The following is a 15285-nucleotide window of genomic DNA, read 5'->3' on the forward strand; positions in this document are numbered from 1 at the left end:
GAGACGCCCATGTGCGGAATAGCAGGATTTGCTGGATCGGGAACTCAGGCTCTAACCGATCGGTTCGTTGAATTGCTTTCCCACCGAGGGCCGGACGACCATGGAACATGGTTCGACGATCGTGAGAGGGTCGGGCTCTCGCACACGCGCCTTTCGATCATCGACCTGTCGCCCGCGGGTCATCAGCCGATGTGGGACGATTCCGGAAAGGTCGGGATTGTCTTCAATGGCGAGATCTACAACTTCCGTGAGCTTCGCGCTGAGCTCGCGTCGGCCGGCTACCCGTTCCGGAGCAAGTCCGACACAGAAGTAATCCTGGCCGGATACCTTTCAGAAGGCGAGGACTTCGTCCGGCGTCTGAACGGGATTTTCGCGTTCGCAATCTGGGACGGGCGGGAAAAGCAACTTTTCGTAGTCCGAGATCCTCTGGGAGTGAAACCTCTCTATTACTCCGAATCGCCTGAGGGCCTGCTCTTCGCGAGCGAGATCAAGGCACTTGTAGGCGCAGGGAGAGTCGATAGGAGCATTGATCCCGAAGCGATCTTTGCCCACCTGATGTTCCTTTGGGCGCCCGGATCGCTCACTATGTTGAAGTCGGTAAGGAAGCTCGAGGCAGGCCACGCCATGGCCGTGCGCTCCGGAAAGATCATTCGCCATTGGCGCTACTACGAGCTTCCTTTGTCGTCAGGACACGCCGCTATTTCAGCTGGGGAAGCCGCAGAGCGCGTCTCCGAGACCTTGGAACGAGCGGTCGAGCGGCAGATGATTTCAGACGTACCGGTTGGCGCCTTTCTCTCCGGCGGACTCGATTCGAGCTCCATTGTCCATTTTGCTCGACAGCGCAGTTCCGCACCGATGCCGTGCTTCTCGATCGGATTCCGCGACCGCCGTTTCGAGGATGAGGGATTCATCGACGATCTGCCATACGCCCGCAAAGCAGCCATGCACCTAGGCGTTCCCCTCCACGTAGTTGAAGTTGGGCCCGAAATCGCCTACTCGGTCGAGAGCATGGTGCGACAACTCGACGAGCCTCAGGCCGATCCGGCAGCGATCAACGTGGGGCTTATCTCAAAACTGGCGCGGGAGCATGGCATCAAGGTCCTCCTCTCCGGGACGGGGGGTGACGACCTATTCACCGGTTATCGGCGGCACGCCGCCATGCAGGCCGAGAAGTACTGGGCGTGGCTGCCGCAATCTATCCGTCGATTGCTATCTGCGTCGGTGGGCCTCATACCGGAGGCCGCGCCGCCAAGCCTTCGGCGCGTGCGACGCGGCCTCGAGTATTCCCACCTTGACGATTTCCAGCGGACCGTCAGCTACTTCTTCTGGATGAACCCAACGCGTACGGAAGCGCTTCTCGCCCCGGACCTCCGTCAGCCCTTCCGGGCCTTCCGCCTTCGCAATCCTCTGACCGAAGCCCTCGCGGGACTGCCGGACGACCTGCCGCCCCTTGACCAGAGATTCTTTCTGACTGACCACAATCTCAACTACACCGACAAGATGGGGATGGCCCACGGAGTTGAGATCCGGGTGCCATTCCTCGATCTTGAAGTCGTTCGTCTTGCCGCTAGTCTGCCCTTGGAGATGAAACAGCGGGGACATATCGGAAAGTGGATTCTGCGCAAGGCAATGGAGCATCACCTACCCAAGGACATCATCTATAGGCCAAAGACGGGATTCGGTGCGCCGGTGCATAGCTGGCTCAACGACGACCTTAGACCCCTCCTGCAGGACGTACTCACAGAGCAGGCAATTCGTCGCCGTGGGCTCTTCGATCCTGCCGCAGTTTGCGCCCTCGTAGAAGGCACCCAAGCGAGTAGTGTTCACGGCTCGTACACCTTGTTCGCGCTGCTCTGCATTGAGTTGTGGTGCCGATCGTTCATCGACCAGGCATCCCCCTCGCGGTAGGCGGCAGCCCTATTAATTCACCGAATAGCGCTCGCGCGCGAAGCGCCACGCGTCTTCGCACATCTCATCGAGCGAGCGCCGAGCAGCCCAGCCCAACACCACTCGGGCACGTTCCACGCAAGCGAACGACGATGGCGCATCCCCCTCACGGCGCGAAGCATAGCGCACGGGGATCTCCAGTCGGGATGCATTCCGGAAAGCGGTGATCATCTCAAGCACTGAGTAAGGCCTCCCGGTTCCTACGTTGATGGTGCACGCCCCTCGATCCTCCTTGCGCCGCAATGCATGGACATGCGCCTCGGCGAGATCCATCACGTGAATGAAATCGCGCAACGCCGTGCCGTCGGGTGTGGGGTAGTCGTTTCCATATATCGTCAACTCGTGTGCCCGCCCGACGGCGACGCGGAGCAACGCGGGCATGAGGTTACCCGAAGCCGCATCAAGCTCCTCGCCCAGCAGCCCTCCGGGATGCGCACCAACTGGATTGAAGTACCGAAGTAGCGTGACCTTCCAGGACTGCTCGCTATGCGCCAGGTCGCGCAGCAGGCCTTCAACGACCAACTTGGTCGAACCGTACGGATTGATGGGGGCGGTTGGTGAGTCTTCCGAGTAAGGTGGTGTCCCATCTCCGTAAACCGTGGCGGAGGAGCTAAAGACGACGTCGCGAACTCCGGACTTACTCAGAACGGAGAAAAGCGACAAGGAGCCACCCACATTGTTTTCGTAATACCCAAGTGGGTCGAGGATAGAGTCTGGGACCGACTTCAGAGCTGCAAAGTGAATTACTGAATCGGGACGCAGGCGGCCCACCACGCCCACGAGACTTGCCGAATCTCGAACATCGCACTCAGTAAACGCGAAGTGGGGTTTGCACAATTTCGCAAGAACCTCCACGACCTTTGACGAGCTGTTCGAGAAGTTGTCGATCCCGTGAACGCGAAATCCGGCGTCCGTCAGCGCCACGCAGGTGTGAGAGCCGACAAAGCCGGCAGCCCCGGTTACTAGAACAATTGGAGAGTTCCGCATGCGTCAATTCTATTACGGGGCATCGAGCAGTGGAGTCTATGACATGTCTTCGTGCTTGGACCTCAACCTCATCCCGGGATCGCATGCTCAATTGGTCGAATGAAAGCCGTTCTCCTAGCTTCCCGGACTCACGCGTTCGTCGCGGGCGTCCTTTTAGGTGCCACCGTACCGGAACAGATAGTGGGAAAGTATTCTGGAACCGTTACAACGTAGATGCAAATGACATCACTAAGCGTCGAGTCGCCCGTTTTCGAGACTAACGACACGGTCCGCGAAGACAAGAGAGGCTGGCCGGTGGGTGATCAACAGTACGGTCCTACCCTTGAGTACTTCCCGGCAACCCTGAAGGAAGTCCTTTTCCGCTTCCGGATCGAACATGGCCGTGGCCTCATCGAGGATCAGGATCGGCGGGTCCTTGAGGAGGGCTCTCGCGAGCGCAATGCGTTGCCGCTGCCCGCCGGATAGCCTGACACCCTGGTCGCCGATGGCCGTGTCGTACCCCAAGGGAAGCCCGACGATGAAGTCGTGCGCCTGCGCCGCACGCGCGGCAGCCTCGACCTGCGCGTCGTTGGAATCCAACCGCCCATAGGCAATGTTCTCGCGCACGGTGGCATTGAAGAGCAGCACATGCTGGGGAACAGTCCCGACTTGACTACGCAGGCTCGCAAGTGAAACGGTGGCGATGTCCGTGCCGTCTATCATGATCCGGCCCACCCTCGTCTCGTGCAGCCGGGTCAGCAGGTGCGCAAGCGTGCTCTTCCCGGCTCCATTCGGCCCCGTGATGGCCACCGTCTCCCCGGCGGCAACATGGAAGTGCAAGTCCTGCAGTGCCGCCGGTCGTCCTGGATAGCCGAAGGTCACGCCCTCGAATCGAATCTCTCCCCTGCCCTTGGGCAGCACAGCACCCACATTCGGGGCTGGCTCCGGTTCCTCGTCCAAGGCCTGCATCAATCTCCGCATCGCCCCCCGCGTCGATTGGGTCTGGCCGTAGAGATCTGCGAGCCCCGCCACGGGCCGCACGAGCAACTGGGAATAGAGCAGGAATTCGATCAACTCGGCGGGCGTGAGCTTGCCTCCGGCCACCTCGCCGCTTCCCAGCCAAAGAAGCAGCACGATGCCCGCCGCCGCCACGAATTGCACCGCAGGGCTCATGGCCGCCTGGATTCGCAGTTGCCTCGTTTCCAACTGACGAATGAGGTCCATCTGCTGCCCATGGCGGTGCGACTCCCGCCCTTCCCGCGTGAAGGCCTTGATGGCGGGCAGCATGCCCAGGTTCTCCTCCGCGATGGCAACGCCGGTGGCGTGTTCTTGCTGGAGTTCCTGCGCCAGGGGCCGCAACTTCCGGCCGATGACCTTCACCATGAGATAGAAGACCGGGATCAGGAATGCCGTCGCCAACGCAAGCGGCGCCTGGATCTGCATCATGAGCACCACGGCGCCCGCCCCGGTGAAAAGCAGCGGAACGATGGCAAGGGCGGTGCCGCTCAGGTAACCGCTTACCACGTAGACGTCGTGGGTCAGGAGAGCGAGGGTGTCGCCCATCCGTCGTTGCTGGAAGAAAGCAAGCGGCAGCGCCTGAAGGTGGTCGTACAAGCGGATCTTGAGGTCGGCAACGATTCTCTGGGCTGCGGCCCCAAGAACCGAAGCGCTGCCGAACCGCAGCAGGGCCTGCAGCGCAAACAGGGCCAGCATCGCCCACAGGACAAGGCCAATTCCACGATTGACGCCTGAATTGCCCGAAAGAAGGGTATCGGCAAGCCTGCCGCCAAACCAGGGGACGGTCAGCGCCGCAACGCTCTCCAGGAGCATCATCATTGCGCCCAGGGCCAGCACAACCCTGTAGGGCGCTGCAAATCCGAAGAGAGCGCGAAAGTCGATCATGATCGGCGTTGGGATGTGGGATTGGGCGAGTGCGACTGCGGCATAATGAATCCCGTTAAGGAGTTTAAGGCTTGTGGGGATGTGGTCGCGAACACGTCCTCAAATCGAGACTGTGGCCCCCCCTTCCCGAATTTACTCGCTGTACGGCCTCAGGATCAGGTCGGCGCTGGCGCTGCCTTGTCCGGAAGCGGCGCGATCCGTAGATGTGGCGGATGTCGAACTCGTGGAGGCCACCGAGCAGGACATTGCGGCCAGCGCCGACAAGCCGACTGCGCATGTCGAAAGCGATTCGTTCTGGGATAGCCGCTATTTCGACGACGGCGCCGCGCGCTTCTCGTGGAAAGACCACTTCGAATTCTTCGTGTCCGGCGACGGTTCCCGGGTGCTGTGGCGGCGCCTGATCCCTGTGCATGACGAGGTGCTCCTTACCTACCTGCTCAACCAGGTGCTGGCGCAATGCCTGGTGGTCCGGGGTATCGAACCGCTGCACGCCACCTGTGTCGTCGTGAATGGCCAGGCGATCGCCATCATGGGCGACACCGGCTACGGCAAATCCACGTTGGCAGCGGCGCTCATGCGCAGGGGCCATCCCCTGCTCACCGACGATCTCCTGGTGCTCGAGTTTGCTCATGAAGGGGTGCGGGCATTCCCCAGCCTGCCGCGGCTCAAGCTCTGCCCCGATTCCGCCGACGCCGCGTTCGATCGCCGCCGCGCGCTGCCGATGAACGTCTTCACCGACAAGATGATCCTGCCCCTCGAGGGTTCCGAGCACGTGGCGCACCCGGTGATGCTGGGGGAAGTTTTCGTGATCCCGTCGGATGCCGGTGCCGAATCCATTTCCATCGTTCGTGCAACGGGTCATGACGCGCTGCTTCCGCTCATCAGGAACTCGTTCGACGCAACATTCCTCCACGCCCGGAGGTTGGAGCAGCAGTTCGACTTCGCCTGCCGCCTCGCCGCCTGCGTCCCCATCTCGATCATTTCCTATCCCAGGCAATTGGAACGCTTGCCGGAAGTTGCGGGCGCCCTCCTCGCCAGCCTGTCGAAGGATTCGGGTTCCCGGTGAGCCGGATCGTTGCGCTCCTGCATCGCGATCATCGCCCCGTCGATCGGGAGGTTCTCGCGCGTCTTGTGGCGTCGATGAGAAATCGGGCCCGTGACGAGCCCCGGCTTAGGGTGAATGGCTCCGCCGGCCTTGCCTACCAATGCCTGCGAAGCGCCACGGGGCCTGACGAGCTGCAGCCGCGCGAATCAGGCGCCGGCTTGTCGATCTGCTTCGATGGCCGCCTGGACAATCGCGATGAGATTGTTCGCGACCTGGCTCCGGAATTGAACGCCGATGCGGAGGGATTGGCGGATTCATCGCTCGCCCTGGCCTGCTACCGCCGTTACGGCGAGGGCTTCGCGGCGCAATTGAACGGCGATTTTGCGCTCGCGCTCTTCGATACGGATGCGAGGCGCCTGGTGCTGGCACGGGACGTGATGGGCATGAGGCCGCTCTACTACGGGTCGTCTCGCGATACCTTCATCGCGGCCTCCGAGATCAAGGCGATCCTTGCGCACCCCGATGTGGAAGCGCAGCCGGACGACGATGCCCTCGCGGACGCGTTGGTCGGTGGCAACCCGAACGAACTGCGAATCACGCTTTTCCGCGATGTTCGTCGCGTGCTTCCGGGCCAGACGGTCGTTGTTACCCCGGAAGGCATGAAGGAATTCCAGCATTGGGACTTCGACCCCACACGTCAGGTTCGATTGGGCTCCTTCGCAGAGTATGCCGAAGCGCTTCGTGGCCTCTTCGAACAGGCGGTCCGACGCAGGCTCAGGGCGGAAGGCGCAGTCGCCGTCACGGTGAGCGGGGGGCTCGATTCCTCGGCCATCCTTTGCCAGGCGGACCTGCTGGGTCGGTCCGGCAGCGTAATTCCAGCCGTTCACGGAATTTCACGGCTATATCCGGAGGGTTCGGCGGCCGATGAAAGGCGCTACCTCGATGCCATCGAGGCACAGCATCGCATCGCAATCCGCAGGCTGCCCCCTTCGCCGAACCGGACGGCCACGGACAACGCGTGGCCGTGGCGAATGGAATACCCGGAGCTTCCGGGCGGCAATGACCTCGACTGCCTCGAGGCCGCTCGCGAGCTGGGCTGCTCCGTGGTGCTGGATGGCTTCATGGGCGACCAGGTCCTGTGGACCGCGGCCCCCTTCTACGAAGACCTTCGGGCTTTTCATTGGCTGGGTGTGCGAAGGAAGTTTCGCTCGCTGTGCGAAAGCATGACCGACTGCACCCCTCAGGGGTTGCGGCAAGAGATCCTGCACGGCTTTGCCCGCGATCTCGCTCCCGACGCCCTTCTGGTCCCCTACAGGGCGATCCGCAGGGCGATGGGACGTTCGCGGGCGCCGAACTGGTACTCGGAAAATCTCCGGGAAATCGGCTACCGCCGCGGGCAGATGCAGCGCCGACTCGCAGCGCCGTTCGCCAGCAAGCACACCGAACTTAGCTACACGCTGGCTCGCTCGCCCGACATTTCAATGACATTCGAGAAGTTCAACAAGGTTGCCGCCTGGTACGGAATGGAGCGCGCCTACCCGTTCGCCGATCGCGATCTCGTCGCTTTCCTCATGGCGATCCCGGGCGACGTGGTCCAGCGCGACGGTGTCTACAAGGGGCTCTTCCGGGAGGCGATGCGAGGAATCCTGCCGGAGGCGATTCGATTGCGGTATTCGAAGGCCGACTTCACGCAGGAGGAAAGCGACGCGGCATCGGCGTTGAGTGCCACGGGCCTGGACGAGCTCTTCGGCCCCGGATCGCAGGCCGTAAGCCGCGGTTACGTGGATGCTGCCTCGCTTCCGGCGGCTCTCATTCAGGTAAGGGCCCAGCTATCGGATCAGGACTTCCTGCCCTCCAAGCAGTTGAATGAGCTGGTTTCCTTCGAGCGATGGCTGCGGTCCTTTTTCGACAGCGGGCGCCCGGACAATTGGAAGTAGTATCATTGGCTTGCAAGGTCGATGGGCCCTTCAAGAATTCCGGAAATTGAGCGCCAACCTGGATCGCGAGCGAGTGGAACCGACGAACGCAGCCGTTCCCCAAGCCAAGCCAGCGAAGCGGGTCTATCGCACGCCGGTGCTGTCGCTGTTCGGGGACGTCAGGACGCTCACCTTCGGCGGCGGCGGGATGGGAAACGACGGGGTCGGGATGAAAACGAAGATGTGCTGGATCGCCGAAGCCCTTTACGGCGTCGGCACGCCTCGCGTCATTCTGGTCCGTGGATGGCTGACTCAGAGCTACCACCGGCGCGACGCGTGGGCGCGCGTCACTGTTCCCCTCTACCAGCGGTTTGGGGAGCGAGTGGCTGCGGCCATTCGACTCTCGCCATTTCTTGGGTACGTGTTTCGCCCCGTCTTTGATCAAGCCGTGCAGAAGGCTTTCCGCGCGTCGCAAGGTTCGATGCGCACTCGATCCATTGCGGAAGGTCGCGCCTTCCTTGCAGGCCAATGAAATCGACGAAGGCAGCAGTTCCCCAAGCCAAGCCACCGAAGCGGGTCTATCGCACGCCGGTGCTGTCGCTGTTTGGGGACGTCCGGCATCTCACCAGTGGCGGCGGCGGGATGAAGAACGATGGGGGCGGCATGCGCAGCAGGATGTGCTGGATCGCCGAAGCGCTTTACGGCGTCGATACTCCCCGCGTGATCCTGGTTCGTGGCTGGCTGGCTGAATGCTACGGGCGAGGTGACGCTTGGGCGCTTGTGGTGGTTCCCCTCTACGACCGGTTCGGGGAAAGGGCCGCTGCCGCGATTCGTGTCTTCCCCTTGCTGGGGCATCTCTTCCGTCCCCTCTTCGATGCCGCCGTGCTGATGGCCCATCGCGACGTCCGCGAGCAGGCTTCTGTTCGGGAGCAGCGCGTCACGAGCGCTTCCTGATTTCCGACGCCCCTGTCGGTCGCGTCGCACCTCTTCGGCGTCTCGTTCCTCAAGGTCGGCGTCCCGTGATGTCCAGCCAGGGGTAACCAGTCCATGTACAGCATCGAGGACTACGGCCGGATGATCGCCGACAGGGTTCGCATGGATGCCTACTCCAGGGCGCTGGAGAAGGCCGTGGGGACCGACTCAGCCGTGCTGGATCTGGGCGCCGGAACGGGAATCTTCAGCCTGCTGGCTTGCCGGTTCGGCGCCCGGAAGGTGTATGCCGTGGAGTCGGGCGACGCGATCGCCATCGCCCAGCAAATCGCCCGGGCCAACGGGTTCGCCGATCGGATCGAGTTCATCCAGGCGCTGTCCACGGAAGTCGACCTGCCGGAAATGGTGGACGTCGTCGTTTCCGACTTGCACGGCACGCTGCCCCTCTTCCAGTCAAATATCGTCTCGATCGCGGATGCGCGGCGACGGCTGCTGAAGGAAGGCGGAGCGCTCATCCCGTTGCGGGAGTCGATATGGGTCGCGGTCGTGAACGCGCAGGACGAATACGGGAAGCTGGTTGAACCGTGGGCGACGAACAAGTTTGGCCTGGACATGGCAGCCGCCCGCCGGGCCGTGGTGAACTCGCCGATCGGAGCCCGCATGCCTCGCGAACAGTTGCTGACCGAACCCGGGTGCTGGGCGACGCTCGACTACGCGACGATCGAGTCGCCGAGCCACTCGGCTTCGATTTCGCTTCCAGTCACTCGGGCGGGAACCGCCCACGGCCTGATCCTCTGGTTCGACTCCATCCTCGCGGAAGGCATCGGGTTCTCGAACGCCCCGGGTGAGGCCGACATGATCTATCGCTCGTCATTCCTGCCATGGGAGTCTCCGGCCGCGCTCGGAATTGGCGATGTCGTCTCGATTCGTCTGAGGGCGGACTACACGGGCACCGACTACCTGTGGAGTTGGGCGAGCAACGTTTCCTCCGCAGATTCATCGCGGCCCGAAGTTCGTTTTCAGCAGTCCACGTTCTGGGGAGCGCCGATTCCCGCGATGCGCTTGTCCCGGAGAGGCGGCGGCTATCGCCCATCACTCGGGGCGAACGGCACGGTGGACGCGTGGATTCTCTCGCAGATGAACGGCGCCTCTTCGCTGGAGGAGATCGCGCGCGGCGTGATGGAGCGCTTTCCGGAACGCTTTCGCTCGCTGGGCGAGGCGCTGACCCACGCGGGCAACTTGTCCGATACCTACGGCAGCAAAGGCGGTAGCGAAGGATCTACGCCTGAATCGTGACCAGGCCCTGGCTTCCCAGCCATGCCACCAGGGCGAGCAGATCCGACGCACACTGCTCCGGGCTCACGTCGAATTCTTCCTCGATGAGCCGCGCCACTTCGCCAAGCTGCTCCTGCTCGGCGATGAGTTGCCAGATCCGCGTCCCGACCGCATCGAGCCCGAAGTACATCCCCGAATTCAGGTTCAGCAGGACTCCCTCGCCCTGAAGCTCCTGGAAGAGCACGTCGTCGGCCACGCGAACCCGGGAGGCCAGGGTCGGGGCAGGCTTTTCGACCGTCGAGTTCACGATTGATCGCCGGGGAGCGAGAGGATCGGCACGAAGCGATTCACGTCCCCATGGCTTCCGAGGAGAATCTCCCCGCCCGCCTCGACCCAGGCATGGGCTTCGAAGCCTTGCGCGGGGCTCTTGTCGACGCCGATGCACAGTCTCGCGGAATGCCCTGCGCGTGCCATCATCCACTGGAGGGTCAAGGCCTGCGTAAGGCAACTGGCCGCGGGGATCCGCCGCGACGCGACTGTCACGGCCCAGGCCATGCGGGCGGCCGAAGTTCCTTCCCTCGGCGTGAGAGCGACTTCCTGGCTGCGGACGCGGGCGCAGACCCATCGGAACGGGAAGGCCCAAAGCATGATCCGCACGAACGCGACCGCGCCGGCTGCCCTGAGAAGCAGCCATTGGTCATTGGCGGGAAGGGCCGCAAAGCGGCGAATTTGATCGATCAATGGGATGGCCTTTTGCATCGATACGATAGCATTTCAGGGTCATCCCGAGGACGATAGCCGTGGACATGGCTCGCATCGAGACACTCGCCTTTACGACGCAAAGCGCTGATCGCCTCATCTGTTCCGTCCTGTGCGGAGAGCCCGAGGGCTGGCCTTGGGGCGGCGATTCCGTCGAATGCTCGCGATTCATCGAACGGCTGGAGTATCACGGGGTGGCGCCCCTCGTGGATCAGGCGCTGGCTGGCTCGTATGCCCTTGAGTCGTGGCCCTCGGCGATCGTGGCGCATTGCCATGGCTCGGTGCGCGCGCAGGCAATCTACGAGATGGCGAGCCGTGTTGAGTTGTCCCGCGTCCTGGACGCATTTGCGCAGTCGGGTATCAAGGCGCTGCTGCTGAAGGGCACGCCCCTTGCGTACACGCACTATAACAACGCGGCCTTGCGGCCCCGGGGCGATACCGATCTCCTCGTTCCACGCGGCGCGAAGGAGGAGGTCGAGGCGATCCTGGAGCGCCTGGGATACACCCGGTTTCCGGGTGTCACGGGGGACTACATCACCTACCAGTCCTTGTGGATCAGGACGGACGCCCTTGGGGTCGCTCATGATCTGGACCTTCATTGGCGGGTGAACAATTCCCAGGTCCTGGCGAAGCTGTTCGACTACGAGGAGCTGGAGACGCGCGCGATGGAACTGCCGGCGCTGGGCGCTCGCGCCTATGGACTGGCGCCGGTCGATGCGCTGCTGTTCGCCTGCATGCACCGAAGCGGGCATCGGAATGCGCCGTACTACATCGACAATGTCCCCTACCCGGCCACTGACCGGCTGATCTGGCTGTACGACATCCACCTGCTCGTTTCCCGGATGTCCGAGGACGAGCTCCTGGAGTTCGTGGCGTTGGCTGCAAGTAAGCGGATGAAGGCCATCTGCCGGGATGGGCTTGTGCGATCCATGGAGTGCTTTCGAACGGTGGTTTCAGACCCGGTCTTGCGGGCCCTCGTCCCTTCGGGCGCGGTGGAACCTTCTGCGAGGTACTGCAACGAAGGGCGTGTCTTGCAGATGGTCGATGATTTCTTCGCGCTCGAAACACTGCGCGCGCGCGCAAGCTGGCTTCGTGAACAGGCGTTTCCGCCCGCGGAGTACATGCGCGGCAAGTACGAAGGTGCCGCCTGGTCCTGGCTCCCCTGGCTCTACGCGCGAAGGGCAGCGCACGGCTTGTGGCGCCTCGCCGTGCCCAGCCCCCATAGCGACTGAACCTGGTTCACGTACCCGGTTCACGTACCCGATTCACGTACCCAATTCGGACGTGGGCTACGGACGGAATGAAGGCTGACGCAGAACTGTTATCTACTGCACAGACAGATTCGCTAACATGAGGTAAGCTATTGATATAGAAAGACTTTTCTTGGCATAATAGTGGCGTTTCCCGCAAAAGCGAGTGCAACCGGCACATTGACTGCGTTTTCACCCGATTCCATCCGAGAGGCCTCGTATTCCATGAAGACGATTTCCGCCGCGCTTGGAATGGCCACATGCAGCCTCCTCTCCGCGACCGGCGCGCTCGGGGATGGGATATTGAAACTGTCTCCGGCGCTGTCGACTGTTCCTGACGTTCCGGCCGTCGCCACGACCGTTGCCGCCCCCGCTGCGTCGCCGCGCCCCGTCGCGCCGACGAATGGAATTCGGGAGTACCGCATCGGCGAGGAGGACCTCATCGAGGTCAAGGTCTTCGGTGTCGAGTCCCTTTCCAGCACGGCGCGCGTAAACCCGCGCGGTCAGGTCTCCCTGCCCCTCATCGGCGAGGTGAAGATCTCCGGGCTGACCGCCCATCAGGCCGAGGCCGCAATCGCCGAGAAGCTGGGCGAGACCTATCTGCAGAACCCCAAGGTGAGTCTGTTCATCAAGGAATTCACCACCCAACGGGTCACCGTCGAGGGGGCCGTGAACAAGCCCGGCATCTACCCGCTGAAGGGGCAAAGCTCGCTGCTCACGTCGCTTGCGCTCGCGGGGGGGCCGGCGAGAATGGCGGAGTTGTCCGAAGTGATGCTGTTTCGCGATGACGGCGCCGGCAAGCGGGTACCCGTCATGTACAACATCGATCGGATCCGCTCGGGCGAGATGGAAGATCCCGCCGTGCTCAACGATGACCTCATCGTCGTCAACCGGACGGCCAGTCGCGTGGCGCTGAGGGATTCGCTCCTCGGCGACATGATCGACGTGGTCAACCCGTTCCGCTGGGCGCCCTACCCTTGACGAACCCCCAGGACCCTCGCGCCAACCCGCACCGGAACACCGCGCTCGCCATTCCGCAGCGTGACGCGCTGGTCGTCGGCCCGGCCGATGTCGCGTCGATGCAGGAACCGCTGGACGAATCGCTGCACCTGAGGGATCTTCTGCGCATCTTCCTCAAGCACAAGTGGACGATCCTCGCGATCTTCCTGGTGTCGGCACTCTTTTCCGTGGTGATGACCTACCTCGCCTCACCCGTGTACCGCGCCTCGACGACGCTCCAGATCGACCGCTTCTCGCCCCGTGTCCTGGACTTCAAGGACGTGTCCCAGGGAGAGACGGCCGAATACTGGTCGGATAGCTCCGACTTCTTCGCCACCAACCACGAATTGCTGAAAAGCCGCACCGTCGCGGAAAGGGCGGTTGAGGAACTGGGGCTCCGCAGGAATCCGTCCAGCCTGGGCCTCGCGATCGAACCGGATTCCGCACCGATGCCGCTTGCGAATTCCCCGCACCTGAATTTCCTCGAGGGCATCGTGGCATGGCTCGGCCGCGGCCCCGATCCGGTGGCGGTCGATTCCACCACGCGATCGGAGGACGAGGTCATCGGCGCGTTCCAGTCGTCTCTCACGGTCGAGCCGGTGCGAAAGTCGCGCCTCGTGCGGCTGCACTTCGACTCCACCGATCCGTTCTTCGCGGCCAAGGCCGTGAACACGCTCGCCCAGTCGTTCATCAGCATCAACCTCGAACGGCGCTTCGAGGCCTCGGCGTACGCGAAGACCTTCATCGAGGAAAAGCTGCTGCAGACCAAGGCGAAGCTCGAGGATTCCGAGCGCGAGCTGGTGAACTTCTCGCGCGACGCCGAGATCGTGAACATCGACGAGAAGAAAAGCATCGTCAGCCAGAACCTCCAGGAATACAGCACCGCGCTGGTAAAGGCCGAGCAGGAGCGCATTCACGCCGAAGTGCTCCTGAAGCAGGTCCAGGCCAACCCCGAGTCTCTCGCCCTCGCGCAGGAAAACAAGAGCCTCAACGCGCTGAAGGCCGCCAGGCTCAAGCTCGAGGCGGAGTACCAGGAGAATCTCAAGGTCTACAAGCCGGCGTTCCCGAAGATGCTCCAGATCAAGGGGCAGCTCGACGAGATCGACAGGCAGATGAAGCAGGCGCTCGATGAGATTCGCGCAACCGTTGTCGCCACCTACCGCGTGGCAAGCTCGCAGGAAAGCGCGCTCAAGAAGAAACTGGTCGAGACCAAGCAGGAATTGCTGGCGCTCCAGCAGCGCAACATCCGCTACAGCATCCTCAAGCGCGAAGTGGACACCAGCCGCACGCTCTACGACGGGCTCCTGCAGCGCTTCAAGGAGGTCGGGGTCGCCGGTGGCGTGGGGATCAACAACATCTCCGTGGTCGACAAGGCCCGGGTACCGCTGGCCCCGTTCAAGCCCAACCTGAGCCGGAACCTTCCGCTGGGCCTTGCGATCGGGCTGATCCTGGGGCTCGCCGTGGCGTGGCTGATGGAGTACTTCGACGATTCCATCCGCTTCCCTGAAGACGTCGAGCGCGAGACCGGCGCCGCCGTACTGGGGGTCGTGCCGATGCTGAAGGGGAAGAGCGCGGCCAGCCTCGCCCAGATTGCCTTGTCACCCCACAAGGACCCCACGTCGGCGCTCTCCGAATCGTACCGGTCGGTGCGCACGTCGCTCCAGTTCTCCACCTCCCACGGGGCGCCGCGGCGCCTGGTGGTCACGAGCAGCTCGAAGGGGGAAGGCAAGAGCACGACGGCGCTTTCGCTCGCCATCAACTTCGCCGAGATGGGCAAGCCCGTGCTGGTGATCGATTCCGACCTGCGCGACCCCTCCCTGCACAAGATCCTCGACGTGGCGAATTCGCGCGGGCTCTCGAACTACCTGTCGGGCAGCTTCAAGCCGCTCGAGGTGATCCGCAGCACCCAGATCCCGAACCTCTTCGTGATGACTTCGGGCCCGCTGCCGCCGAACCCGGTCGAGCTGCTTTCCAGCCCCAAGCTGCTGACGCTGCTCTCGGAATGCGAGGAGCATTTCGCGCACATCGTCGTGGACGGGCCGCCGGTGCTGGGCATCTCGGATGCGATCGTCCTGTGCAACCAGGTGGACAACTCCATCTTCGTGATCGAGTCCGGCAAGACGCGCAAGGGGTTCGCCAGGTCGGCGCTCAAGCGCCTGCAGCAATCCGGCGTGCATCCGCTGGGCGTGGTCCTCACGAAGGTGGACGCTTACGACAACCTGTACGGCCGAAGCTCGTACTACTACCAGCACAAGACCCCCGAACTCGTCGGCAGGATCCCGGCCGAGGGCTGACC

The 15285-nt window shown here is 62.8% G+C and carries 13 protein-coding genes; 9 read left to right on the plus strand and 4 right to left on the minus strand.

Annotated elements, in window-relative coordinates; translation table 11 throughout:
- The first annotated feature begins 9 nt into the window (after nucleotides 1–9).
- A complete protein-coding gene (gene asnB, locus IPP91_04870; protein ID MBL0141395.1) occupies nucleotides 10–1908 on the plus strand; it encodes an asparagine synthase (glutamine-hydrolyzing) in 1899 nt (632 codons plus the stop codon).
- A 12-nt stretch (nucleotides 1909–1920) separates the two neighbouring features.
- On the opposite strand, the gene galE is transcribed toward asnB, so the two are convergent.
- Both galE and IPP91_04880 read right to left on the minus strand, forming a co-directional pair.
- Nucleotides 1921–2934 carry a UDP-glucose 4-epimerase GalE gene (gene galE, locus IPP91_04875; protein MBL0141396.1) on the minus strand — a complete coding sequence of 338 codons (1014 nt, stop codon included), beginning with the start codon at nucleotides 2932–2934 and terminating at the stop codon, nucleotides 1921–1923.
- 228 nt (nucleotides 2935–3162) lie between these two features.
- On the minus strand, nucleotides 3163–4815 hold the full coding sequence (locus IPP91_04880; protein MBL0141397.1) for an ABC transporter ATP-binding protein: 1653 nt from the start codon (nucleotides 4813–4815) through the stop codon (nucleotides 3163–3165).
- A gap of 205 nt (nucleotides 4816–5020) precedes the next feature.
- Between IPP91_04880 and IPP91_04885 the strand changes: the two genes are divergently transcribed.
- The 5 genes from IPP91_04885 to IPP91_04905 all read left to right on the plus strand — a co-directional run bounded on the left by IPP91_04885 (nucleotide 5021) and on the right by IPP91_04905 (nucleotide 10002).
- Nucleotides 5021–5881 (plus strand): hypothetical protein, encoded by an 861-nt coding sequence (locus IPP91_04885; protein ID MBL0141398.1) that lies wholly within the window; start codon nucleotides 5021–5023, stop codon nucleotides 5879–5881.
- Nucleotides 5882–5991: 110 nt separating this feature from the next.
- Nucleotides 5992–7797, plus strand: a complete 1806-nt coding sequence (locus IPP91_04890) for a hypothetical protein (GenBank protein ID MBL0141399.1) — start codon at nucleotides 5992–5994, stop codon at nucleotides 7795–7797.
- 46 nt (nucleotides 7798–7843) lie between these two features.
- Entirely contained in the window at nucleotides 7844–8308 is a 465-nt protein-coding gene (locus IPP91_04895; protein ID MBL0141400.1) for a hypothetical protein, read from the plus strand.
- A complete protein-coding gene (locus tag IPP91_04900) occupies nucleotides 8305–8730 on the plus strand; it encodes a hypothetical protein (GenBank protein MBL0141401.1) in 426 nt (141 codons plus the stop codon). Before IPP91_04895 ends, IPP91_04900 begins: the two co-directional genes overlap by 4 nt.
- A 93-nt stretch (nucleotides 8731–8823) precedes the next feature.
- Nucleotides 8824–10002 carry a class I SAM-dependent methyltransferase gene (locus tag IPP91_04905; GenBank protein ID MBL0141402.1) on the plus strand — a complete coding sequence of 393 codons (1179 nt, stop codon included), beginning with the start codon at nucleotides 8824–8826 and terminating at the stop codon, nucleotides 10000–10002.
- Here IPP91_04905 and IPP91_04910 read toward each other — a convergent pair.
- Both IPP91_04910 and IPP91_04915 read right to left on the minus strand, forming a co-directional pair.
- Entirely contained in the window at nucleotides 9986–10288 is a 303-nt protein-coding gene (locus IPP91_04910; GenBank protein MBL0141403.1) for a PqqD family protein, read from the minus strand. The two genes, IPP91_04905 and IPP91_04910, sit on opposite strands and share 17 nt — an antisense overlap.
- Nucleotides 10285–10722 carry a lasso peptide biosynthesis B2 protein gene (locus IPP91_04915; GenBank protein ID MBL0141404.1) on the minus strand — a complete coding sequence of 146 codons (438 nt, stop codon included), beginning with the start codon at nucleotides 10720–10722 and terminating at the stop codon, nucleotides 10285–10287. Before IPP91_04915 ends, IPP91_04910 begins: the two co-directional genes overlap by 4 nt.
- A gap of 59 nt (nucleotides 10723–10781) precedes the next feature.
- Here IPP91_04915 and IPP91_04920 point away from each other — a divergent pair, with 59 nt between their 5' ends.
- The 3 genes from IPP91_04920 (at nucleotide 10782) to IPP91_04930 (ending at nucleotide 15283) form a co-directional block, all read left to right on the plus strand.
- Nucleotides 10782–11972 carry a nucleotidyltransferase family protein gene (locus tag IPP91_04920; GenBank protein MBL0141405.1) on the plus strand — a complete coding sequence of 397 codons (1191 nt, stop codon included), beginning with the start codon at nucleotides 10782–10784 and terminating at the stop codon, nucleotides 11970–11972.
- Between the two features lie 162 nt (nucleotides 11973–12134).
- The gene (locus IPP91_04925) at nucleotides 12135–12971 is read left to right on the plus strand and encodes a polysaccharide biosynthesis/export family protein (protein ID MBL0141406.1); all 837 of its coding nucleotides are present in this window, start codon (nucleotides 12135–12137) and stop codon (nucleotides 12969–12971) included.
- Nucleotides 12968–15283 (plus strand): polysaccharide biosynthesis tyrosine autokinase, encoded by a 2316-nt coding sequence (locus IPP91_04930; protein ID MBL0141407.1) that lies wholly within the window; start codon nucleotides 12968–12970, stop codon nucleotides 15281–15283. Before IPP91_04925 ends, IPP91_04930 begins: the two co-directional genes overlap by 4 nt.
- Nucleotides 15284–15285: the final 2 nt, after the last annotated feature.

The organism is Betaproteobacteria bacterium (assembly GCA_016720855.1).
Classification (GTDB): domain Bacteria; phylum Pseudomonadota; class Gammaproteobacteria; order Burkholderiales; family Usitatibacteraceae; genus FEB-7.

Bases quoted from the DNA above. Each gene is read 5' to 3' on its own strand.
- asnB (MBL0141395.1), top strand. From the start codon at position 10: ATGTGCGGAATAGCAGGATTTGCTGGATCGGGAACTCAGGCTCTAACC.
- galE (MBL0141396.1), bottom strand. From the start codon at position 2,934: ATGCGGAACTCTCCAATTGTTCTAGTAACCGGGGCTGCCGGCTTTGTC.
- IPP91_04880 (MBL0141397.1), bottom strand. From the start codon at position 4,815: ATGATCGACTTTCGCGCTCTCTTCGGATTTGCAGCGCCCTACAGGGTT.
- IPP91_04900 (MBL0141401.1), top strand. From the start codon at position 8,305: ATGAAATCGACGAAGGCAGCAGTTCCCCAAGCCAAGCCACCGAAGCGG.
- IPP91_04905 (MBL0141402.1), top strand. From the start codon at position 8,824: ATGTACAGCATCGAGGACTACGGCCGGATGATCGCCGACAGGGTTCGC.